The organism is Microvirga sp. P5_D2, assembly GCF_054049475.1.
Genome location: NZ_JBFUMH010000001.1, coordinates 89,579 through 111,760, shown reverse-complemented (window position 1 = coordinate 111,760; position 22,182 = coordinate 89,579). Strand labels below are relative to the sequence as shown.

The window sequence follows — 22,182 nt, the reverse complement described above, 5'->3', positions numbered from 1 at the left end:
TCCTCGTTGGCCGACAGGTCATCACGCGAACAGGAGCGAAGAAAGCTTCCGCCGCCCTGCAATGGTCATCTCGTCCATCGGGCCCCAGGCCTCGAAGAACTGGACGAGCTGCTTGCGCGCTCCGTCGTCGTTCCAATTGCGGTCGCGGCGGACAATTTCAAGGAGGTGATCGACAGCTTCTCCGCGCCGGCCACGGCCGTTGAGCGCGACCGCAAGGTCGAATCGCGCCTGATGATCCAGCGGATCGGCTTCGACCTTGCGCTGAAGCTCGGCCGTGTCGCCGAGCGAGCCTGCCTGCTCGGCGAGTTCCACGGCGGCGCGCGCGCCGGCGATGGCAGGATCGTTCTCCTTCGCCTGCGGCACCATGGCGAGAAAGCGCTTCGCGCCTTCGATGTCGCCCACATCCACATGCAGCTTCACGAGGGCTGCGAGCGCCGCCGCGTTCTCCGGATCCTGCGACAGCACGGCGGCATAAAGCTCGGCCGCGCCGGCGAGATCACCGCCGGCGGCAACCTGTTCGGCCTCAGCCAGAATTTCCTCCACCGCGCTCGGGCCGAGCGGGCCCACGAGGCGTTCGATGAAGGCCTTGATCTGGCTCTCGGGCAGGGCACCCATGAAGCCGTCCACCGGCTGGCCGCGCTGGAAGGCGAAGACGGCGGGAATCGATTGCACGCCGAGCTGGCCCGCGATCTGCGGATGCTCGTCGATGTTCATCTTCACGAGCTTCACCTTGCCGCCCGCCGCGCGCACGGCCTTCTCGATCACCGGCGTCAGCTGCTTGCAAGGGCCGCACCAGGGCGCCCAGAAATCCACGAGAACCGGTTGGTTCATGGATTCGGTCAGAACGTCCTTCTGGAAGCTGGCAGTGGTGGTGTCCTTCACGAGATCATCGAAGGGCGTGCCGGGGGTGGGGTTATCGGTCAACATGCGATCCTCGAAGGGTCAGCGTGAGAAGAGGCTTTTGAGCTAGATGGGAGCTTAACCGTTGTCTGGCAATTCCGCTGGCGGCTCAGGCAGCTTCAGAACCAGCGGATCGTGGCCCGTGGAGCGCAGGAATTTCACCAGATCCTCCCGCGAGACACCCGTCGTCATGGAATTGACCAGGGGGTGAAAGTTCACCCGCTCGTGCTCCATGAGGTTGGCATCGAGCACCATCGTTACCCTGCCTTGGGTATCGTTCACCATCGCGAAGGCCGTGACGGAGCCCGGCTCCACGCCCAGCAACTCCCATAGCTGCTCGGCCGAGCCGAAGGACAGGCGGCCCGAGGCGCCCAGGGTCTCGTGAGTGCGCTTGAGGTCGATCATGGTGTCGTGCTTGGCGGAAATGAGGAAGAAGCGCCCCTTCTTGTCCTTCACGAACAGGTTCTTGGAATGGGCGCCCGGAACCTTGTCCTTGACCGATTTCGATTCGGACACCGTAAAGACCGGCTCGTGCTCCACCGTCTCGAACGGGATGCCGAGCGCGGCAAGGCGGTCCAGAAGCTCCTGCGGGGACAGATGGGCCAAGGCTCGAACTCCAGGCTTTCGGGCGGGCAGGCATGGCCCTGGTAGCGGAGGCTGGTGCAGCCTCCCGGGATCATGCCCTTGATGTCCGGCTTCTACCGGGATGCTCAAGGCCGCTCAAGCCTGCGATAAAAAGTTCTTCTCGAAAGCTCTTGCAATGTGAATCGTTTTGGGGCAAATCAGCGGCCTCGCAACGATGCCTCGGCATCGCGGAGCGCGGGTGTAGCTCAGGGGTAGAGCACAACCTTGCCAAGRTTGGGGTCGAGGGTTCGAATCCCTTCGCCCGCTCCATTCTCTCTTAAATCGAGAGTATTACGAAGGCCCGCCGCAAGGCGGGCTTTTCGTTTTTTCAGCTCCAGCTGCGTATCTCATCCCAAAAGCCAACCTTTCACACGGACCTAGGGTCTCGCTTCCCTCGATCTTCCCGCTACAATCGCGCGCGAAACGGGGAAGACTTCCATGACTGACGCAAAGCACCTTGAAATGTTGCGGGAACTCGAGCGCAAGGTGCTCTGGCTGTCCACGTGGACGATCCACAATGCCAATCACCTGCGGCCCAGCGAGGACGGGCTGAAAATCGGCGGGCATCAGGCGTCCTCGGCCTCGCTCGCCACCATCCTGACGGCCCTGTATTTCTCGGTCCTGCGCCCGGAGGACCGGGTGGCGGTGAAGCCGCATGCGAGCCCGATCTATCACGCGATCCAGTATCTCTTCGGCCGCCAGACCAGGGAGAAGCTGGAGAATTTCCGCGGCTACAAGGGCGCGCAATCCTATCCCTCCCGCACCAAGGACATCGACGACGTGGATTTTTCCACCGGCTCGGTGGGCCTCGGTGTTGCGCAGACTTTGTTCGCCAGCCTCGTGCAGGATTACGTGAAGGCCCATGGCTGGGCGAAGGACAAGCCCGAAGGCCGCATGATCTCGCTGGTGGGCGATGCGGAGATGGACGAGGGCAATATCTTCGAGGCGCTTCTGGAGGGCTGGAAGCACGGCATCCGCAACACGTGGTGGATCGTCGATTACAACCGCCAGAGCCTCGACGCGGTGATTCGCGAGGGCCTGTGGCAGCGCTTCGAGGCGCTGTTCCGCAATTTCGGCTGGGAGGTGGTGATCCTCAAATACGGATCGCTCATGGAGGCGGCGTTCAAGGAGCCCGGCGGCGACAGGCTCCAGACCTGGATCGATACCTGCCCCAACCAGCTCTATGCCGCGCTCACCTATCAGGGCGGGGCCGCGTGGCGAAAGCGCCTGCTCGACGATCTCGGCGATCAGGGGCCGGTGACGCGCCTCATCGAGAAGCGCTCCGACGAGGAACTGGCGCGGCTCATGTCCAATCTCGGCGGACACGACCTGCCGAACCTGCTCGACGCTTTCGAGAAGGCACGCCAGCACGACAAGCCCGTCTGCTTCATCGCCTATACGATCAAGGGATGCGGCCTGCCGCTCGCCGGCCACAAGGACAACCATTCCGGCCTGTTGACGCCGACGCAGATGGAGGCCTGGCAGAAGACGCAGGGCGTGCGCTCCGGCCATGAATGGGACAAGTTCGAGGGCCTGAAAATCCCGCAAGCGGAAGTCGAGCGCTTCCTGGCCGAAGTGCCCTTCATCCAGAAGGGCACGCGCCGCTACACCGCGCCCCAGGTGCCGGTGCCGGAGAAGCTCGCTTTCCCGGCCAATCCGGCCATGTCCACGCAACAGGGCTTCGGCTTCATCCTCAACGAGCTGGCGCGCTCCGACCATGCCCTCGCGGAACGCGTGGTCACCACCGCGCCGGACGTGACGGTCTCGACCAATCTCGGCGCCTGGGTGAACCGGCGCGGGCTGTATGCGCGCGAGAGCCTCGTCGATACCTTCAAGAAGGAGCGCATTCCCTCGACCTACAATTGGGAATTCTCGCCGGAAGGACAGCATATCGAGCTCGGCATCGCGGAGATGAACCTGTTCATCGTTCTCTCGGCGCTAGGCCTGTCGCACTCGCTCTTCGGCGAGCGGATTCTGCCCATCGGCACGCTCTACGATCCGTTCATTTATCGCGGCGCGGATGCGCTGAACTATGCCTGCTATCAGGATGCCCGCTTCATGATCGTGGCCACGCCCTCCGGCGTGACGCTGGCGCCGGAAGGCGGCGCGCATCAATCCATCGGCACGCCGCTCGTCGGCATGGCGCAGGACGGTCTCGCTTCCTTCGAGCCCGCCTTCGTCGATGAGCTCGCCGTCATCATGCGCTGGGCCTTCGATTACATGCAGCGCGAGGGCGCGCCGAACGAGACCACCGAGCCGAACGAGACCACTTGGCTGCGCGACGAGACCGGCGGCTCGGTTTACCTGCGTCTCTCAACACGGAGTCTGGAACAGCCGCAGCGCGAGATGACCCCTCAACTCGCCGACGACATCATGGCGGGTGCCTATTGGCTGCGGAAGCCCGGCCCCAACGCGCAGGTGGTCGTGGCCTATACGGGCGCGGTCGCGCCTGAGGCCATCGAGGCGGTGGGCCTCATGGCCGAGGATCGGCGCGATATCGGCCTGCTCGCCATCACCTCCGCCGACCGGCTCAATGCGGGTTGGACGGCATCCCAGCGCGCCCGCGAGCGCGGGCTCGTCCATGCACGATCACATGTGGAGCGCCTGCTCGCCGATGTACCGCCCCATTGCGGGCTGATCACGGTGATCGACGGCCATCCGGCGACACTCGCCTGGATGGGCTCCGTCATGGGCCACCGCACCCGCTCACTGGGCGTAGAGCATTTCGGCCAGACCGGCACAATTAAGGATCTCTACCGCCATTTCGGCATCGATGCGCAGGGCATCATCGCCGCCGCCGAGATGATCGCACCCGGCCGCCCGATCCGGCACCTCAAGGCGGTCTGAGGCTTCAGGGCTGCGAGGCGCGCAGGGTCACGGTGGCGATGCCTGCGCCGATCAGCAGGCTGCCGCCGGCCTTGTTGATGATGCCGAGGGTGCGGGCGCTGCGGGCCATCCGTCCTGCCCGCGCGGCCACCAGCGCGTAGGCGACGACATTGGTGAAGCCCATGACGAGGAAGGTGCCCGCCAGCACGCCGACCTGCGGCAGGAAAGGCAGTTTCGGGTCGATGAACTGGGGCAGGAAGGCGACGAAGAAGACGAGGCACTTTGGGTTGAGCGCCGTCACCAGCCAGGCATGGCCGAGCATTTTCAAGGATGAGACGGCATCGGTGCGGGGCGTGGCGTCCAAGGCGCCGCCCGCGCGCCAGAGCTTGATGCCGAGCCAAACAAGATAGACTGCGCCCACCCATTTGAGACCGGTGAAGATCGTGGCCGAGGCGGCGAGAAGCGCGCCGAGGCCGAGCAGGGACAAGGTCATGGCCGTGAAATCGCCAAGCGCGACACCGACGGCCATGGGCAGGGCCGTGCGCCAGCCCCGGCCCAGCGCGTAGGAGACGACCAGCAGAATCGTAGGCCCTGGAATCACCAGAAGAACGGCGGAGGTGGCAACGAAGGCGAGCCAGATCTCAAGAGTCATGGATGTCCTCCTGTTGCGTGATACGAATAGAGCCATGAATCCTTGCGCCTGTCGATGCCGGCCTGCAGGGGTGAAAATTTGCGGCCGGGAGTCTCGCGTGCTAACCGCGAGCCCACAGAAGAAGAGTTTTGAAGAGCATCATGGCCCGTAAAAGCCTCGTCCGGGGCGATACCATCCCTCTGATCCACCGTCTCTGGCGAGACTGGATGCGCCCGCATCTGAAGACCCTCGTCATCGTGCTGGTGCTGATCGGCGTGGTGGCAGGCACCACGGCGCTCTATACCAAGCTGATCCAGACCGCCTTCGACGCCTTCGCCACGAAGGATGAAGCCGTTCTGAAATATGGGCCCCTCGTGGTGGTAGTGGTAACGGCCATCAGGGGCTTTGCCCTGTTGTCCCTGACGATCCTCACCAACAAGGTGGTGACCCGGATCGAGGCGGACATGCAGACCGCCCTCTATGGCCGCATGATCGAGGCCGATCTGGCTCAGATCGGGCGCGAGAGCCCCGCCGCGCTGACCCAGCGCTTCACCACGGACTTCCTGTTCATCCGAGAGGCGCTCACCCGTCTCTCGACGGTCTTCCTGCGCGAGATCGCCACCATCATCGCCCTCGTCGCGGCCATGATCTGGATCGATCCGGTCCTGACCCTGGTCGTAGGCGTCGTGGCGCCGATTCTTGCTTATCCGATCGACAGGATCGGCCGGAAGTTGCGCCGTGTCGCCGTCTCCACTCAGGAGCAGGCGGGCCAGATGGCGAGCCTGATCACCGAGAGCCTCGCCGCCACGCGCATTGCCAAGACCTACCGGCTGGAGGGCTATCTCAAGGACAAGGCCGCCCGCACCTTCGATGAAGTGCGCCGCCTCAAGATGAAAGCGGCAAACGCCCGTGGACGGCTCGATCCGCTGCTTGAAGTCGGTGGCGGCCTAGCCGTTGCTCTGGTGCTGCTGCTCATCGGCCAACGCATCTTTGCCGGCGAGAGCACGGTGGGCGATTTCATCGCCTTCGTCACCGCACTGATCATGGCCGCCCAGCCGATCCGGGCGCTCGGCAATTTCAACGCCATCGTGCAGGAGGCCGCCGCCGCCCTGCAACGCACCTTCGACGTGATGGACGAGGCCCCTCGCATCCAGGACAAGGCGGATGCCAAGCCGCTCGCGCTGAAGGGCGGCGAGGTCCGTTTCTCGAACCTGAGTTTCGCTTATACCGACGAGGTCACGGCGATCCAGCATGTGGACCTTGTGGCCGAAGCGGGCCAGACCACGGCGCTTGTCGGCCGCTCGGGCTCCGGCAAGTCGACCCTGTTGGCCCTCGTTCCGCGTCTTTACGACGTGACCGGCGGCGCGGTTCTCATCGACGGCCAGGACGTGCGCGACGTGACGCTGGCGAGCCTGCGCCAATCCATCGCCGTGGTGAATCAGGATGTGGTGCTCTTCGACGACACGGTGCGCGCCAACATCGCCTTCGGCCGTTCGGGTGCATCCGAGCACGAGATCATGAATGCCGCTAAGGCCGCGGCGGCGCATGATTTCATCCTGAAGCTGCCGGAAGGCTATGACACCGTGGTGGGTCCCGGCGGCGGGCGCCTGTCGGGCGGCGAGCGCCAACGCATTTCGCTCGCCCGCGCCTTCCTGAAGGATGCGCCGATCCTGCTTCTCGACGAGGCGACCTCGGCGCTCGATTCCGAATCCGAGCGTCTGGTGCAGGACGCGATCCGCGAACTCATGCGCGGCCGCACGACGCTGGTCATCGCCCACCGGCTTTCCACGGTGCGCGACGCTGAGAAGATCGTGGTCATGGATCACGGCCGCGTCGTCGAGACCGGCTCCCACGAGGCACTCATCGCAAAAGGCGGCACCTATGCCCGCCTGCACCGGCTCCAGCTGTCCGACGACAGCGAGCCGCGTTTGGCGGCTTCGTCGTAGTCCGCTGCTACTCGCGCCGGATGATGCGGTCGACGAGGAGATTGGACCAGAAGCCGGGGCGGAAATTCTTTTCCAGGGCTTCGGAATCGTACTGAGTCTCGAGCCAGGTGAGGAAGGAGATGCCCTTGGCCTCGCCCTCCTGCCGGTACATCTCGAAGAAGGCATCGAGGATGCCGGTCTTCGAGAAGCGGAAATGGCCGAAGCGCACGGAGAGCTGGCGCTGCGCCTCGTCGATGGACTTGCCCTCCTGCAGGATCAGGAAGAGGGCGGCCACGAAGCCCGCCCGGTCCGCGCCCGACTTGCAGTGCAGGACGGCCGGATATTCGATCTTGTCGAAGAATTCCTTGGCCTGGAGCAGGGTGTCCCGGTCCGGCGCGCCGCGCGAGCGCACGATGAACTCCACGAGATTGATGCCGAGCCGCTCGCAGGTTTCCTTCTGGAGCTGCCAGGAGCCGTGCTCGCGTCCGCCGCGCAGGTTGATGATGGTGCGAACGCCCTCGGCCTTCAGCGCCGCGATCTGGTGCGGGGCCGGCTGGGCCGAGCGCCATAGGCGGTCTGACACCCGGTGCTTGTTGAGGTAGAGGAGGCGGAACACCCCGTGATCGACGAGCAGCATGTTGGCCCAGGCGCGCACGCGCCCTGCATGCCCCTCGATGGGCTTGTCCCATCGGGCAATTCGGGCCATGCGGCGCGCATAGCGGATTTCAGGTTTGAGGAACCTGTTGAGCACGTCGATCCCGTCAGTTGTCGTATAATAAGGATAGCCGGGTCGTGAGGCCGCAGGCCGGCTCCTTATCCCCGAAGGAGGCGGATTAATCAACTCCTTGAACCCGAAGGCCTTTGACGTAAGGTTGGCAGAACCTCGAGAGCCTCTGAAATGCAACCAATCGGTTGCCGCCTAGCCACCTCTCGTGTAAGGGGTGCGCTCCAGAACAACCCTCCTTGACGATGAGAGAGGCTTGCGGGCCGGCCCACGGCCCGGAACGGCGCTGCATCGTCAAGACCCAGCATTTCAGGAGAGCGGCGTCATGTCGTCTACCTTCGAGACCGTCGCCGGCATCATTTCCGAGACCGCCGACATCCCGCGCGAGCAGATCACCCCCGAGAGCCACGCCATCGAGGATCTGGGCATCGACTCGCTCGCCTTCCTCGACATCGCGTTCGCCATCGACAAGGCCTTCGGCATCAAGCTGCCGCTCGAGCAGTGGACCCAGGAAGTGAACGAGGGCAAGGCCCCGGCCGAAGAGTACTTCGTGCTCAAGAACCTCGTGGCGCGCATCGACGCGCTCGTGGCCGCCAAGCAGGCCTAAAAAGCCCAGGCCTAAAACTCAACAATAACATCCCGGCGGGCCGGCTTTTTCGAGCCGGCTCGAAGAGGCGATCCATCAAGCGGCTGCGCCTCATGGACTCCTTTCCTGTTTCACCTGCCGGGAGCGACATGGTACGGGATCGGGATGCGCCTCGAATATTTTGAAATGATCGACCGGGTGACGGGCCTCGACCGCGAGAACAAGCGGATCGAGGTGACCTCCACGGTCCCCATGGAAAGCCCCGTCTTCGAAGGGCATTTCCCCGGCCATCCTCTCGTGCCCGGCGTCCTGCTGACCGAGACCATGGCCCAGGCTTCCGGCTATCTCGTGCTCGGCCTCATGGGCTTTTCCCACATGCCGTTCCTCATGGCGGTCGACAAGGCGCGCTTTCGCACCTTCGTGGGACCGGGTACGGTGCTCACCGTCCAGGCCCAACTGGAGCATGAGGGTTCGGGCTATGCCGTGACCAAGGCCAAGATCCTGGCCGAGGGCAAGCCGATCTGCGATGCGGAACTGCGGTTCAGGATCATGCCCTTTCCCGAGGGCATGGACGGCCAGATGCGCGCCCAGGCGCGCCGCATCGGCCTGCTGGAGGAGAATTTCTGATGCGCGATGTGGTGATTACTGGAATTGGCCTCGTCTCCAGCGCGGGCGAAGGCTTGGAGGCGCATCTTACCGCACTCTCCCGCGCGCCGAACACCGATTCCGAGACTTTCGCGCCCTTCCCGGTCCATCCGGCGGCCGCCGTCGAATGGGACCGGCAGATCCCGAAGAAATCCGACCAGCGCCAGATGGAGCCCTGGCAGAAGCTCGGCTGCTATGCGGCGGGCCTCGCCCTCGACGCGGCGGGCGTGAAGGATGACGCGGCCCTCAAGGGACGCATGCAGCTCATCGTCTCCGCCGGCGGCGGCGAGCGCGACTACGCGGTCGATGGGCAGATCCTCACGGGTTTGGCGAAGGCCGACAATCCCGGCGTGTTCCTCAACGAGCGCCTGATGGGCGACCTGCGCCCGACGCTATTTCTCGCGCAGCTCTCGAACCTGCTCGCCGGCAACATCTCCATCGTGCACGGCGTCACCGGCGCCTCGCGCACCTTCATGGGCGAAGAATCGAGCGGCGTGGACGCGATCCGCATCGCGAAGGAGCGCATTGCCTCGGGTCAGGACGACATCTTCCTGGTGGGCGGCGCCTACAACGCCGAGCGCCCGGACGTGCTGCTGATCTACGAAATGGGCGGTTTCCTCTGGAAGCAGCCCTATGCCCCGGTCTGGGAGCGCTCCGAAGACGGCGGCGGCATGATCCTTGGCTCCGGCGCCTGCTTCCTGGTGTTGGAATCGCGCGAGCATGCCGAGGCGCGCGGCGCGAAGCCGCTCGCGGTGCTTGCAGGCGTCGCCTCCGACCGCTCCCGCCGCAAACCGGGCAGCGTTGAGCAGGCGGTTCATGCGCTTGCCAAGACGCTGGRGGCAAAGCCCGATGTGATGATTTCCGGCGCGACCGGCGTGAAGGGCATCACGGAAGAAGAGCAGGCGGCTTTGAAGGACATCGCGCCCAACGCGGCGGTTCATGCCACCGGCGATCTCGTCGGCCACACCATGGAGGCCCAGGCGCCCACGGGTGTGGCTTTGGCCGCCGGGCTGATCGCGCAGGGTGTTGCCCATGAGGCGCTCGTTACCTCCGTCGGCCATTGGCGCGGCGAGGGCGGCCTGCGGATCATCAAGGCTTGAGGAGACAAGTTATGGCGCTTCGCGACAAACAGGGCCGTCCGCTCGTTGCCGTCACCGGCATGGGCGTGGTCACATCCCTCGGCCAGGGCAAGGACGACACCTGGGCCGCGCTGACGGCGGGCAAGTCCGGCATTCACCGCATCAACCGCTTTCCCACGGAAGGCCTGCGCACCACGATTGCGGGCACCATCGATTCCGTCGATGTGGAGCCCTTCTGCGCGCCCATGCTCTCCGAGCGCCTTGCCATGCTGGCGGGCCAGGAGGCGGTGGGCCAGTCGGGCCTCGCGCAAGAGGATTTCCCCGGTGCGCTCTTCATCGCCGTGCCTCCGGTCGAGATGGAATGGCCGCAGCGCGAGGCGCTTGCCAAGGCCTCGGGCCAGGACGGCGACGTGACCTACAAGGATCTGCTCAAGGCTGCGGCCTCGGGCCAGTTCAAGAAGTGGCACGATCTCTTCATCTTCGGCACGGTGGCCGACCGCGTCGCCGACAAGTTCGGCACGAAAGGCTCGCCGATCTCGCTCTCCACCGCCTGCTCCTCGGGCGCCACCGCCATCCAGCTCGGCGTCGAGGCGATCCGCCGGGGCGAGACGGATTCCGCTCTGTGCATCGGCACGGACGGCTCGGTGAATCCTGAATCGCTCATCCGCTTCTCGCTGCTCTCCGCGCTTTCGACGCAGAATGAGAATCCGGAAGGCGCGTCGAAGCCGTTCTCAAAGAACCGCGACGGCTTCGTCATGGGCGAAGGCGGCGCTGCCCTCGTGCTGGAGAACGCCGAGAGCGCGAAGGCCCGCGGCGCCAAGATCCTCGGCTATGTGCTCGGCTGCGGCGAGAAGGGCGACGGCTTCCACCGCACCCGCTCCTCGCCGGACGGCATGCCCGCCATCATGGCGATCCGCGAGGCGCTGGACRATGCCGGCGTTGCTCCCGAGGATATCGATTATATCAACGCGCACGGCACCTCGACGCCGGAGAACGACAAGATGGAAGCCATGAGCTGCACCGCCGTGTTCGGCGAGCGCATGGCAAATCTTCCGATCTCGTCGAACAAGTCGATGATCGGCCACACGCTGACCGCCGCCGGCGCGGTCGAGGCGGTGATGTCGCTGCTCACCATCGGCTCGGGCCGCATTCCGCCGACGATCAATTATCAGGTGCCCGATCCGGCGATCCCGCTCGACGTGGTGCCAAACGTCGCCCGTGATGCCAAGGTGAACTACGTGCTTTCGAATTCCTTCGGCTTCGGCGGCCAGAATACCTGCCTCGTCTTCGGGGCCGAGCCCAAGGGGGCTTAAAGACATGACCCGCATTCTCGTCACAGGTGGCGGCAAAGGCGTCGGCGCAGCCATCGTGCGGGCGCTCGTGGCCGCCGGTCACGATGTGGACTTCACCTATCGTTCGTCGGGTGACGCCGCGAAGACCCTCGCCACTGAACTGATGGCGGGAAATCCTGGCCGCACCGTCAAGGCGCACGAGGTCGATCTCGCCGACAAGGCCGCGCTGGAATCCTTCTGCGAGATGCTGGAGGGCGAGAGCTTCTTCGGGCTCATCCACAATGCGGGCCAGCCCTACGATGCACTTGCCGCGATGATGCAGCAGGACAAGGCCGAAGCCGCCATGCAGGTGAACTTCTGGTCGATGACCCGCATCGCCAAGTCGGTGATGCGCGGCATGATCCGCGCGAAAGCTGGCCGCATTGTCGCCATCGGCTCGGTGGCGGCGCTCCAGGGCAATCCGGGGAATGCCGCCTATGCGGCCTCCAAGGGCGCGCTGATCTCCTATTGCCGCACGCTCTCCGTCGAGACAGCCAAACGCAATGTGACCGTCAACGTGATCGCGCCGGGCTTCATCGACACCGACATGATGGCGCCCTACGCGGCCTACCGCGAAAACATGGAAAAGCAGATCCCCTCCGGACGCTTCGCCAAGCCCGAAGAGATCGCAGGCCTCGCCGCGTTTCTCATGAGCGAGCCCGCCGCCTACATCACCGGCACGGTGCTTCCCATCGACGGCGGCCTGACCTCGATGCTGGGCGTGCATCGGTAAAACCTTAAGCGTCATCCCGGACGAAGCACCTGAACCTCTGTTATTCCAGCCTGCGTGGGGATGACCCATTGCCATGGTTGACCTTGCCATTCCCCCGCTCGCCCTTTAAGCCGCCGGAAACAGATTTCTCCGTTACTGCCGCGCTTTAAGCTGTGGCTGTGACGCCATCAGGATTGTTGTCCATGCGCTCCCTCCAGCTTTTCGGCGACCGTGACATTCGCATCACCGAGATGGATGCTTCCCCGCCCCCGGCTGCGGGCGAGGTGCAGGTTCGCGTCAAGGCACTGGGGCTGAACTACCTCGATGTTTGGGGTTTTCGCGGCATGGCTTTCGCCAAGCGCAAGATGCCTCAGGCTGTCGGTGTTGAGGCGGCGGGCGAGATCGCGGCAGTTGGTGAGGGCGTCAGCCGGTTCAAGGTGGGCGACCCGGTCACCATGTACGGCGCCGAGACCTGCGGGCATTGCAGCGCCTGCCGCAAGGGCTGGGATAATCTCTGCGAGAACGTCAAGGGCATCATGGGCTTCCATATCGATGGGTTTGCCCGCGAGCTGATCAACCGGCCCGAGCGGCTCGTGATTCCGGTGCCGAAGGGCGTGTCCTTCGAGCAGGCGGCTTGCGCGCCCATCGGATTCGGCACGGTGCAGCACATGCTGTTCGACAACGCCAAGCTGGAGCCCGGCGAGTCGATTCTTGTCCATGCGGGCGGCTCCGGCATCGGCACGGCGGCGATCAAGATGGCCAAAGCCATCGGCTGCACGGTCTATACGACGGTGGGCGACGACGAGAAGGGCGAGAAGGCGAAGGCGCTGGGTGCCGATTTCGTCGTGAACTACCGCAAGGAGCGCTTCGAGGGCGAGGTTCGCCTGCTCACCAAGCGAAAAGGCGTGGACGTGGTGTTCGAGCATGTGGGCGCGGAGACCTGGAACGGAAGCTTGCTCTGCCTCAAGCGCGGCGGACGGCTTGTCACCTGCGGCTCGACCTCGGGCGTGTCCACCACCATGAACCTGATGCAGCTCTTCCAGCAGCAATACCGGATCTTCGGCTCCTTCGGCTGCCGCATCGAGAATATCAGCCAGTCGCTGGAGAAGATGGCGGGCGGCATGAGCCCGGTCATCGACTCGGTCTACCCGCTCGACGATTACCAGAGAGGCTTGGAGCGCCTGGAAGGCCGCAAGGTCTTCGGCAAGGTGATCGTGACGTTCTGACCTCTGGTATAAGCAGCTCTTCAACCACAGATCTTGACGAAACGGGCTCCTCGCGGAAAACACGCGGAGCCTTTTTCCTTTTAGGACCGGATACCGAACGTGCAGCCACATCAACGCACCCGCAGCTTCCTCTCGCGTCTCTCGGAGACCGTGATGGTCGGCGTCGTGCGCGGCGTATTCGCCTTCTCGCGCGCCATCGGCCCCGAGCGCTCGGGCGCTTTGGGTGCTGCGCTCGCCCGCTGGATCGGGCCGTTGTTGAAAGCGCACCGCACCGCGCTCGCCAATATCCGCGCGGCCTATCCTGAGAAATCGGAGGCCGAGGTGAAGGCCATCGCGCGCGGAGCCTGGGACAATCTCGGCCGCACCGGCGGGGAATATCCCCATCTCGGCCGCCTGTTCGATTTCGATCCCGACAGCGCCGTTCCCGGCCGCACGGAGGTCGACGGCATCGACCACTTTCTGGCCCTGCGCGATGACGGCAAGCCCGGCATCGTCTTCTCCGCGCATCTCGCCAATTGGGAGCTGCCGGCGATCTGCGCCGCCCGCTTCGGACTCGACACCACGGCGGTGTTCCGCGCGCCGAACGACCCGGCCATCGCCCGCGTGCTGCACGAGATTCGTAGCGAGACCATGGGCAACTTGGAGGCGGCGCGTCAGGGCGCGGCCTTCTCCATGCAGGCGGCTTTGGAGAGGGGCGGGCATCTGGGCATGCTCATCGACCAGCACTTCACGCGCGGCGTGCTGGTGGATTTCATGGGCCGCAAGGCGCTCGTGAACCCGATCCTTGGCAAGTTCGTCCGCCGCTTCGATTGCCCTGTCCACGGCGTGCGGGTGATCCGCCTGCCGAACCACCGCTTCCGTTTGCAGTTGACCCCTGCGCTTGATCTGCCGCGCGATCCCGATGGGCAGATCAACGTGCAGGGTGCCATGCAGGCTATGACATCGGTGGTGGAGGAATGGGTGCGCGAATACCCTGAGCAATGGCTGTGGATGCATCGCCGCTGGCGTGTGCCGGCCGCTGCGGCACAGATTTCAGAACCCGTCGGCGCTCAAGCTAAAGTGAGTTCCCATTGAGGCGGGCTTGGTGTTTCATGGCGGGCATCATGGCGTCCCGATTGAAATGGTCTCTGGCGGCTCTCGGATTGGCTGCCCTCCTCCAGCCTGCGTTTGCGGAACCGCCGCGTGCGGTGCTTGAACTGTTCACCAGCCAGGGCTGCTCCTCCTGCCCGCCGGCCGACGCGATCCTCGCCGATCTCGCCCGCAGGCCGGAGATCGTGGCGCTCTCCTTTCCGGTGAGCTACTGGGATTATCTCGGCTGGAAGGACACGCTGGCCCAGAAGGCCTTCACGCTGCGCCAGAAGGCCTATGCCCATGCCCGCAGCGACCGGCAGGTTTTTACGCCGCAGATGATCGTGAACGGCAAGAAATCCTGTGTCGGCTCCGATCGGGTGCAGGTGGACAAGGCCATCCGTTATGCCTCCAACGGCCATACGCCTCTGCCGGTCGATGTGGACCTGAAGGAAGAGGGCGGTACGCTCACCGTGTCGGTAGCGGAAACCGACCGCACCGTTCAGCGCGTGGCCGAAATCTGGGTTCTGCCCATCCTGCGGGAGCAAACCGTGCCGATCGGGCACGGCGAGAACCAGGGCAAGACCATCACCTACATCAACGTGGTGCGCGGCCTGACGAAAGTCGGCGAATGGACCGGCGGGCAGGGCAGCTTCCAGGTCTCCCTCGATACCGCCCGCAGCGGCGGGGACGGCTACGTGGTGCTGCTCCAGACCTCGGAGGCCGACCGCCCCGGCACGATCCTCGGGGCAGCGAAGAGCCCGGGTCTCTGAGCGGCTGCTTTTTATAAAACAGTGCTCGCGTTGCGCTCATAACCCCCACCACGTCATGGCCGGGCTTGTCCCGGCCATCCCGATGCGAAGAGCGCGGCGTTTCAAATGATCGGGATCACCGGCGCAAGGCCGGTGATGACGTGAGAGTAGACTGGTCGATCGCTCGCCCTGTTGCCCGCCCCTAGAGCAAGATGACCTTGTTCGGCAGCTCGTCCTCATCCTCGAAGCGCGGTGGGGCATGCTCGGCCAGAATCGCGCCGGCCCGTCTGATCGCTCCCACCAGCCCATCGGCCATGGATCCGGCTTTGATCGCGCCTGTCAGCTCCAGGACAATATCGCCCCACACATCGGGTCCGACCCGGTCCGCGATGCCGGTATCGGCCAGGATTTCGGCGTGGTGCTCGGCGAGCGCCACATAGATCAGAACCCCGGTCTTGTCCCGCGTGCGGGTGAGGCCCCGGCGGATGAACTCGCGGGCGGCGGCCTCATGGGCCTGCGCCCGCTTGATGGAGCGCGGAACCAGCAGAAAGCGCAGCTGCGGCAGGGAGAGAACGAGGCTTAAAGCCAGCGCCACGCCGAGCTGCAGCATGAAGATCCGGCTCGTGCCGAGCTCGGTGAACTCGATCAGCGGCCAGGGCAGGGCGAGCGCCACCAGGAACGCCCACAGGAGAGGGATGGCGCGGTAGGCATCCGCCTGCTCGGCGACCACCACGACGATCTCGCCGGAGGTGTCGTCCTCCACATCGCGGATGGTGTTTGCCAGACGCGTCTGATCGTCCGTCGACAACATGCTACCAGCTCCCCGAGGCACCGCCGCCTCCCGATGAACCGCCCCCGCCCGAGAAGCCTCCACCGCTCCCTCCGGACCATCCTCCACCACCGCCCGACCATCCACCGCCGCTGCCGGTGGTGACGATCCACGGGCTGCCGCGCCTTCGCCTGATGCCCCGGCTCGATTGCGCGCCGCGCATCATCCGCGAGATCAGGAAGAAGAGGATCATGAGGATGATGAAGGCGATCGCAGGATCGAAGCTGGTGCTGTTGTCCTCGCGCACCTCGGCGCGTCGCTGCCATTCCTCCGCGTCGCCGGTGAGGATCGACAGCATGGCGTCCACGCCCGCATCGATGCCGCCCGCGAAATTGCCCTTCTGGAATTGCGGCGCAATCGCCGTGGTGATGATCACCTTCGATAGCGCATCGGTGAGCGCGCCCTCGAGGCCGTAGCCCACCTCGATGCGCAGCTTGCGCTCATTGGGAGCCACCAGAAGCAGCGCGCCGTTATTGTTCTTCTTCTGCCCCAGCTGCCAGTGCCGGAAGAGGCGGTTGGCGTAATCCTCCACGCTGGTGCCGTCGAGCGAAGTCACCGTGGCGACGACCACCTGATCGCTGGTCTTATCCTCATAAGCCTTGAGCTTCGCCTCGAGCGCGGCGCGTTCCTCGGATTTGAGGATATTGGCGGCATCGACTACGCGGCCGGTGAGGGCGGGGAAGGTCTGGGCAAGCGCGGCAAGGGGGGCAACGAGCACGAGAAGCGCGAGGAGAAATGCCGCCATAAGGGGCAGCTGACTCCGCCCTCCACGTGGGGAGGGAATACGCGCTACCCCTGTCATGCGCTTAGAACTTCACCTCGGGTGGCCGGTCGGAACCGGCGATGGCCGTGAAGGTCTCCATGGGCTTGGCGTCCGGATAGACGATGGCCGCGATCCAGCGGCCCGGGATCGTGCGCAGCTCCGTGTTGAAAGCCCGCACGGATTCGATGTAGTCGCGCCGGGCGACGGCGATGCGGTTTTCCGTGCCTTCGAGCTGAGATTGCAGCGCCAGGAAGTTGGCGTTGGATTTCAGCTCCGGATAACGCTCGACGGTGGCGAGCAGGCGGCCGAGTGCGCCGGAAAGCTGGTTCTGCGCCTCCTGGAACTGGCGGAACTGCTCAGGATTCGTGACGGTGGAGGCATCCACCTGCACCTGGGTGGCCTTGGCGCGGGCCTCCGTCACCTGGGTCAGCACCTCGCGCTCCTGCTGGGCGAAGCCCTTTACGGTTTCTACGAGGTTGGGGATGAGGTCGGCGCGGCGCTGATACTGGTTCTGCACCTCGCTCCAGGCGGACTTGGCCTGTTCCTCGAGGGTCGGCACGTTATTGATGYCGCAGGCGGAGAGGGTGACAGCCAGGACAAGGCCGGTGAGGGCGGCGCGAATCCGGGTCGGCAGATGGAGGGCCTTCATGTCTGTCCTTCTCGCGAATCGATCATTGAACCTTTGCCGGGAACAACAGATGGGGCAAGGCTGCGGCTTCAACAAGGCGCAGAGCGTCCGGCCCGGCACTTCTCCTGTGCCATTCTCCAGCTGCCGTTGCGTCAATATCCCCTGGAAGACAGGGCGTTTTTAGCTTTATGCCTGCGGGAGCTTGAGGCATGATCCCGCCGTTTCGCCCAACGGGATGCGCCCCATGACCTTTCTGCCGGATCTGAGCACCCTGCTGACCTATTCGCTCGCCTGCACCGTGCTGTTCATCACGCCGGGGCCGGACATGAGCCTGTTTCTGGCAAAGACCATGGCGGGAGGGCGTAAGGCTGGCATGGCCGCCATGCTGGGCGCGATGACCGGATGCAGCGTGCACACGCTGCTCGCGGCGCTCGGTGTCTCGGCCCTTCTGGCGGCGTCGGTGACGGCCTTCACGGTGCTCAAAGTCGTCGGCGCGCTCTATCTTCTCTGGATGGCATTCGATGCCGTCCGCAACGGCTCGGCTCTGCACGTGAAGAACGAGGGCAAGGCCGAGGTGTCGTTCTGGAAGACGTTCCTCATGGGGGTGGGCATCAACCTCACCAACCCGAAGATCGTGCTGTTCTTCGTGACCTTCCTGCCGCAATTCGTCGACGCGAGCGATCCACACGCCTCCGACAAGCTGCTGTTCCTCGGCCTCTACTTCATCGCGCTCACCGCTCCCATGGGTGCGCTCATGATTCTCGGCGCCGATAAGGTTCTCGCGGTCCTGCGCGGTCATCCCAGGCTGATGCGCGGGATCGATTATTCCTTCGCCGGCCTGTTCTCCGCCTTCGCGGTCAAGATCCTGACGGCGTCGGCGCGCTAGCATCTGACCCGAAAGTGGATTGCACTTTTGGGATCTGTTCGATGCTGCTTTTCATGAACACATCATCTAGTTCGGAACCGAAGGTCCGGACGATGCGGTAGGCGGAAGAGGCGGCGCATCGCGCCCGCCCGCATCGCGGCCTGCAATCGCCCAATAGACGAAGCCCGCCACGGCCCCCGTGAGGCCGAGGACTGCGCTCACATGCAACTCAGCCGGATTGGCCACGCGCGCCGCTCCGCGCAAAATCCACGGCACCGCCGCCGTCAGCACGCCGGTAGCGAGCACGTGCCAGAGGAAGCTCCGCATCTTCAGAACCTCGCTGACGACGGCAATCATCAGCGGCGGCAGCACGAGCAGCGTGAACACGATCCGCCCCACGGTCAGCATGGCATCGGCGATGAGGGGGCCGGGATCATCGCTCGAGAACACCGCGTCGATCAGGTTCCAGAACCCCACGAACAGCGTCTCCCCCGTCAGCGTCGCCATGAGCGGATCGACCGTGGAAGCGATGAGAAAGAAAAACCCGCTCGCGCCGATGGCGATGAGCAGCGCGAAGGGGATGAGAAGAAGCCAGCGGATCATGGGGTGGTTATAGGGCGGACGGGGTCAGGTGTCTGCCGGATGGCGATGCGCCAGTAGATCCAGCCGCAGACGGCGCCTGCGGGAAGGAAGCTGGGAAGTATGACCCAGTCGCTCTCAAAACGAGGGAAGGTGATGTAAAGCCCGCAGCAAAGGCCGGTCATTGCTCCCACGCCGACAGCCCATGAGCGCGACCTGACTTTAAGCACGTGAATGATGAGAGCGGCGATGGTTGCCCCGGCAAGAACGGGTAACCCATACATGATCAAGCCGAAGGTGCCGAAAACCAGAACGGTTGGCGAAGACTTCAGTGCCTCGCCCAAAGACATGGCATCTGAGCTGCTCAGAGAGCTCAGCGCCGCGTAGAGAAAAAGAAACGTACCAACGATGTAGGGCGCTGCGGCGGAAGCAGTGATGACGCCGAGAACATGGCGGTTCATAGTGAGTCTCCAGGCCCAATCGCTCAAGGCCTGAAGAAACAATATCACAGCAAAAATTTGATGGCGAATTGGAGGCCTTCAGGCCTCACTCCCCATCCCCCAGCGCATAAACGCCTTCAGCCCCGATGCCCTGTTCGGCCATCATGCGGGCGCGGGCGCGCAGCTTTTCCGTCTCGCTCTTGAGCTGGCCGCAGGCGGCGAGGATGTCGCGGCCGCGCGGGGTGCGCACCGGCGAGGCGTAGCCTGCGCGGTAGACGATCTCGGAGAAGCGCTCGATCCGCTCCCAGTCCGAGCACTCGTATTTCGAGCCGGGCCAGGGATTGAACGGGATCAGGTTGATCTTCGCCGGAATGCCCTTGAGCAGGCGCACGAGCTCGCGCGCGTCGGCGTCGGAATCGTTCACGCCTTTCAGCATCACGTATTCGAAGGTGATGCGGCGTGCGTTCGACAGGCCGGGATAGCCACGGCAGGCATCGAGCAGCTGCTTGATATCGTATTTGCGGTTGATCGGCACCAGCACGTCGCGAAGATCGTCGCGCACGGCGTGGAGCGAGATCGCCAGCATGGTGTTGGCTTGTGCGCCAAGACGCTCCATCTGCGGCACGACGCCGGAGGTGGAGACGGTGATGCGGCGGCGCGAGAGACTCAGTCCCTCTCCGTCCGACATAACGTCGATGGCGGCGATCACGTCATCCGGATTGTAGAGCGGCTCGCCCATGCCCATGAACACGATGTTGGACACGAAGCGTCCGCCGTCGTTGGGAACGAACGCGCCTTCCGGCGGCGTGGCGTCGGGCCAGTCGCCGATGCAGTCGCGCGCCACGATGAGCTGCGCCACGATCTCGGCCGAGGTCAGGTTGCGCACGAGGCGCTGGGTGCCTGTGTGGCAGAAGGAGCAGGTGAGCGTGCAGCCGACCTGGCTCGACACGCACAGCGTGCCGCGATCCGTCTCGGGGATGTACACGCACTCGATCTCCGCGCCCTTGTCGAGCGGGCCGGTGGAGGCCATGCGGATCAGCCATTTGCGGGTGCCGTCCTTGGACACCTGCTCGGAGACCACCTGCGGGCGGGCGAGCGTATAGGCGGCAGCCAATTTGGCGCGCAGCTCCTTGCCCACATTGGTCATCTCGGAGAAATCTTTGGCGCCGCGGAAATAGATCCAGTGCCAGAGCTGGGCCACGCGCATCTTCTGCTCGCGCTCGGGCACGCCGATGGCCGCCAGCGAATCCTTCAGCTGGTCGCGGGTGAGGCCGATGAGCGAGGCGCCGCCGGGAGCGGCTCCCGCCGCCACCTTCAGCTCCGCCGTCTTTTCGATGGACAAAGCGTCGGCCCCCGCCACGCGCGCGGCATCGCTCACGGCTACCGGAGCCGCATTGGGGTTACGCTTGGCGATGTCGAGCACCGTCGCCATGAGTTCTCAAGCCTTCGTTGTTCGGAAGTGGGGAGCCCTATAACACGATTGCGTCGGAAACGTGAGCCTCGAAAACGCAAAAATCCGGGCGTGTGGCCCGGATTTGCTGACGAGATGCCCGATTTTCAAGGGCTTGAGCCTGTTTTCAGGAAGCGCATTCCCGGCGGGCGTGGTCCAGCGCCTTGCCGAAGCCGTTCAGGGAATAGCGGTCCGTCAGGCTGCTGCCGCGAAGCGACTGGCTCTTGATGACCATGGTGCCGCTTCGGGTCATGGTGGAAATGGCCTGGCCTTCCTCGGCGGGGTTCTTCAGCCAAGCGCTCGCGGCCTTGGTGATGAGCGCGTAGGAGGTGTTGCCGACGGCGGCCTCGGCGGGGGCGTTCTCCTTGGCCGTGAAGCCGAGCACGAGGGCGACCTCGTTCTTCACATTCTCTGCCGGGCGGAAGGACACGAAGAGATAGGCCGGGTCCCGATTCAGGTTCTTCGGCAGGCGGTCCTGAGGCTGGCTCAGGGCATAGCAGATCTTGGAGCGGCCGGTCTGGGCCGTATACACGCCCCAATCGCCATAGGACGTGACAAGCGACGCGCCGCCCGGACCCGTGGCGGCCTGAGCAGGCCGTGCCGCAGCGGCTGCCGCTGCTCCACCGGTAGCCGCTGCGGCAGGCTTGGCGGCTGAAGGCTTGGCGGTCGAAGGCTTGGCCGGAATGGGTTTCGTCGGCGCAGCCGGCTTGGCCGGCGCGGCCCGTGTCGGCTTGGGGGCCGGGCGCTGGGCCTGAGCCAGAGCTGCAGGCCCGGTTCCAATGGCAACAAGGGCGGAAAGGATGCCCGCGGCAACGCCGCGTTGGAGAGATGCAGTAATCATGGGGCGGATCATAGGAGCGGATGGTTAAGAACTCTTCACCATCCCCGTTAAGCCTGTCTCGATCCCTTGGCGATGCGTCGAAACGTGGCAAGGAGAATGGGAAAAACGTTTCCTGTTTGCGCGCTGAAGATCATCACCTCAACTTGCCGTAGAGTCATGAGCCAAGCTTCACAGTAGAGCTTGAGCAAAATAAAAGGGCCGCATGAAGCGGCCCGCCGAGTTGAGAGGAAAACTTGTTCGTTTTTGAAATCAGGGAGGAGTTGAAATCATTTTTGGTCGAACAAGATCTGTCTAAAGGCAAAATTATAATGTTGCAATGAGTCTAAATTCTTTGTTCTGACTAAAATCCTAAGATAGCCGGTATTATTGCTGCTCTATCGCAACTTCCCCTAGGGATTTCCGTGCCTTAGCCCTGTGTTCTTCCGTAATGGAACTAGCGACCTGCGTAATTGCCGCAGCCAGCACGGCGGCGTCATCTGCGAAGCCGACAAGCGGCAGAAAGTCCGCAACCGCATCGGTGGGGAAGATGAAATAGGCGATCGCCCCGATGAGAATCAGTTTGACGCGTTTGGGCGTCTGCGGATCCGTGGCGCAGTAGAAGGCGGCCACCAGATCTTCGGCGAAGGGGATCTTGCCCGCCACGCGGCGCAGCTTCTCCCAGAACCGCCGCTTCAGGCCCTCCTCGTCGCGGGTTCCCGCGCGCATGGCATCCATCTCGGCCTTGGTGAAAGGCTTGATGAAAGGGTCGCTCATGCTGT

23 protein-coding genes and 1 tRNA gene are annotated in these 22,182 nt (G+C 64.2%); 12 read left to right on the top strand and 12 right to left on the bottom strand.

The genetic code is table 11. The features are described 5' to 3' along the window. Positions 1 to 21: 21 nt before the first annotated feature. Both trxA and ACXJKO_RS00550 read right to left on the bottom strand, forming a co-directional pair. Positions 22 to 927 carry a thioredoxin gene (gene trxA / locus ACXJKO_RS00555; protein ID WP_457089116.1) on the bottom strand — a complete coding sequence of 302 codons (906 nt, stop codon included), beginning with the start codon at positions 925 to 927 and terminating at the stop codon, positions 22 to 24. A gap of 51 nt (positions 928 to 978) precedes the next feature. Further along, complete coding sequence (locus tag ACXJKO_RS00550) at positions 979 to 1,506, bottom strand: prolyl-tRNA synthetase associated domain-containing protein (RefSeq protein WP_457089115.1); 528 nt, start codon at positions 1,504 to 1,506, stop codon at positions 979 to 981. Between the two features lie 213 nt (positions 1,507 to 1,719). On the opposite strand from ACXJKO_RS00550, the gene ACXJKO_RS00545 reads away from it, so the two are divergent. Together ACXJKO_RS00545 and ACXJKO_RS00540 are read left to right on the top strand one after the other, a co-directional pair. Beyond that, a tRNA-Gly gene (locus tag ACXJKO_RS00545) sits at positions 1,720 to 1,794 on the top strand. Positions 1,795 to 1,962: 168 nt separating this feature from the next. After that, on the top strand, positions 1,963 to 4,371 hold the full coding sequence (locus ACXJKO_RS00540; protein ID WP_457089114.1) for a transketolase-like TK C-terminal-containing protein: 2,409 nt from the start codon (positions 1,963 to 1,965) through the stop codon (positions 4,369 to 4,371). Between the two features lie 4 nt (positions 4,372 to 4,375). Here the strand turns inward: ACXJKO_RS00540 and ACXJKO_RS00535 are convergent, their stop codons facing one another. Continuing rightward, positions 4,376 to 5,002 (bottom strand): LysE family translocator, encoded by a 627-nt coding sequence (locus ACXJKO_RS00535; protein ID WP_457089113.1) that lies wholly within the window; start codon positions 5,000 to 5,002, stop codon positions 4,376 to 4,378. 140 nt (positions 5,003 to 5,142) lie between these two features. On the opposite strand from ACXJKO_RS00535, the gene ACXJKO_RS00530 reads away from it, so the two are divergent. Then, on the top strand, positions 5,143 to 6,927 hold the full coding sequence (locus ACXJKO_RS00530; protein WP_457089112.1) for an ABC transporter ATP-binding protein: 1,785 nt from the start codon (positions 5,143 to 5,145) through the stop codon (positions 6,925 to 6,927). A gap of 7 nt (positions 6,928 to 6,934) precedes the next feature. Here ACXJKO_RS00530 and ACXJKO_RS00525 read toward each other — a convergent pair whose 3' ends face one another. Continuing rightward, positions 6,935 to 7,657 carry a fused DSP-PTPase phosphatase/NAD kinase-like protein gene (locus ACXJKO_RS00525; RefSeq protein WP_457089111.1) on the bottom strand — a complete coding sequence of 241 codons (723 nt, stop codon included), beginning with the start codon at positions 7,655 to 7,657 and terminating at the stop codon, positions 6,935 to 6,937. A gap of 298 nt (positions 7,658 to 7,955) precedes the next feature. Between ACXJKO_RS00525 and ACXJKO_RS00520 the strand changes: the two genes are divergently transcribed. The 8 genes from ACXJKO_RS00520 (at position 7,956) to ACXJKO_RS00485 (ending at position 15,050) form a co-directional block, all read left to right on the top strand. Beyond that, positions 7,956 to 8,237, top strand: a complete 282-nt coding sequence (locus ACXJKO_RS00520) for an acyl carrier protein (protein ID WP_009490841.1) — start codon at positions 7,956 to 7,958, stop codon at positions 8,235 to 8,237. 144 nt (positions 8,238 to 8,381) lie between these two features. Beyond that, positions 8,382 to 8,843: a 3-hydroxyacyl-ACP dehydratase FabZ family protein gene (locus ACXJKO_RS00515; protein ID WP_457089110.1), complete on the top strand. Its 462-nt coding sequence runs from the start codon at positions 8,382 to 8,384 to the stop codon at positions 8,841 to 8,843. Beyond that, a complete protein-coding gene (locus ACXJKO_RS00510; RefSeq protein ID WP_457089109.1) occupies positions 8,843 to 9,961 on the top strand; it encodes a beta-ketoacyl-ACP synthase in 1,119 nt (372 codons plus the stop codon). Before ACXJKO_RS00515 ends, ACXJKO_RS00510 begins: the two co-directional genes overlap by 1 nt. 11 nt (positions 9,962 to 9,972) lie before the next feature. Beyond that, positions 9,973 to 11,253: a beta-ketoacyl-ACP synthase gene (locus ACXJKO_RS00505; protein WP_457089108.1), complete on the top strand. Its 1,281-nt coding sequence runs from the start codon at positions 9,973 to 9,975 to the stop codon at positions 11,251 to 11,253. Between the two features lie 4 nt (positions 11,254 to 11,257). Further along, positions 11,258 to 12,004 carry an SDR family oxidoreductase gene (locus tag ACXJKO_RS00500; RefSeq protein WP_457089107.1) on the top strand — a complete coding sequence of 249 codons (747 nt, stop codon included), beginning with the start codon at positions 11,258 to 11,260 and terminating at the stop codon, positions 12,002 to 12,004. Positions 12,005 to 12,186: 182 nt separating this feature from the next. Beyond that, positions 12,187 to 13,209 (top strand): zinc-binding dehydrogenase, encoded by a 1,023-nt coding sequence (locus tag ACXJKO_RS00495; protein ID WP_457089106.1) that lies wholly within the window; start codon positions 12,187 to 12,189, stop codon positions 13,207 to 13,209. Between the two features lie 99 nt (positions 13,210 to 13,308). Further along, entirely contained in the window at positions 13,309 to 14,283 is a 975-nt protein-coding gene (locus ACXJKO_RS00490; RefSeq protein WP_457089105.1) for a lipid A biosynthesis lauroyl acyltransferase, read from the top strand. A 29-nt stretch (positions 14,284 to 14,312) separates the two neighbouring features. Further along, positions 14,313 to 15,050: a DUF1223 domain-containing protein gene (locus ACXJKO_RS00485; RefSeq protein ID WP_457089104.1), complete on the top strand. Its 738-nt coding sequence runs from the start codon at positions 14,313 to 14,315 to the stop codon at positions 15,048 to 15,050. Between the two features lie 181 nt (positions 15,051 to 15,231). On the opposite strand, the gene ACXJKO_RS00480 is transcribed toward ACXJKO_RS00485, so the two are convergent. The 3 genes from ACXJKO_RS00480 to ACXJKO_RS00470 form a co-directional block, all read right to left on the bottom strand. After that, entirely contained in the window at positions 15,232 to 15,840 is a 609-nt protein-coding gene (locus ACXJKO_RS00480) for a TPM domain-containing protein (protein WP_457089103.1), read from the bottom strand. 1 nt (position 15,841) lies between these two features. Continuing rightward, positions 15,842 to 16,603, bottom strand: coding sequence for a TPM domain-containing protein (locus ACXJKO_RS00475; RefSeq protein ID WP_457089102.1), 762 nt, complete (start codon positions 16,601 to 16,603; stop codon positions 15,842 to 15,844). 61 nt (positions 16,604 to 16,664) lie between these two features. Then, complete coding sequence (locus ACXJKO_RS00470) at positions 16,665 to 17,270, bottom strand: LemA family protein (protein WP_457089101.1); 606 nt, start codon at positions 17,268 to 17,270, stop codon at positions 16,665 to 16,667. Between the two features lie 223 nt (positions 17,271 to 17,493). On the opposite strand from ACXJKO_RS00470, the gene ACXJKO_RS00465 reads away from it, so the two are divergent. Further along, positions 17,494 to 18,135 (top strand): LysE family translocator, encoded by a 642-nt coding sequence (locus ACXJKO_RS00465; protein WP_457089100.1) that lies wholly within the window; start codon positions 17,494 to 17,496, stop codon positions 18,133 to 18,135. Between the two features lie 66 nt (positions 18,136 to 18,201). On the opposite strand, the gene ACXJKO_RS00460 is transcribed toward ACXJKO_RS00465, so the two are convergent. The 5 genes from ACXJKO_RS00460 to ACXJKO_RS00440 all read right to left on the bottom strand — a co-directional run bounded on the left by ACXJKO_RS00460 (position 18,202) and on the right by ACXJKO_RS00440 (position 22,138). Then, positions 18,202 to 18,717 (bottom strand): hypothetical protein, encoded by a 516-nt coding sequence (locus ACXJKO_RS00460; RefSeq protein ID WP_457089099.1) that lies wholly within the window; start codon positions 18,715 to 18,717, stop codon positions 18,202 to 18,204. Then, positions 18,714 to 19,154 (bottom strand): hypothetical protein, encoded by a 441-nt coding sequence (locus ACXJKO_RS00455; protein ID WP_457089098.1) that lies wholly within the window; start codon positions 19,152 to 19,154, stop codon positions 18,714 to 18,716. Before ACXJKO_RS00455 ends, ACXJKO_RS00460 begins: the two co-directional genes overlap by 4 nt. An 85-nt stretch (positions 19,155 to 19,239) precedes the next feature. Further along, entirely contained in the window at positions 19,240 to 20,565 is a 1,326-nt protein-coding gene (gene rlmN, locus ACXJKO_RS00450; protein WP_457089097.1) for a 23S rRNA (adenine(2503)-C(2))-methyltransferase RlmN, read from the bottom strand. Positions 20,566 to 20,710: 145 nt separating this feature from the next. Then, positions 20,711 to 21,424, bottom strand: a complete 714-nt coding sequence (locus ACXJKO_RS00445) for a hypothetical protein (RefSeq protein ID WP_457089096.1) — start codon at positions 21,422 to 21,424, stop codon at positions 20,711 to 20,713. A gap of 363 nt (positions 21,425 to 21,787) precedes the next feature. Then, on the bottom strand, positions 21,788 to 22,138 hold the full coding sequence (locus ACXJKO_RS00440; RefSeq protein ID WP_457089190.1) for a YkvA family protein: 351 nt from the start codon (positions 22,136 to 22,138) through the stop codon (positions 21,788 to 21,790). Positions 22,139 to 22,182 lie beyond the last annotated feature (44 nt).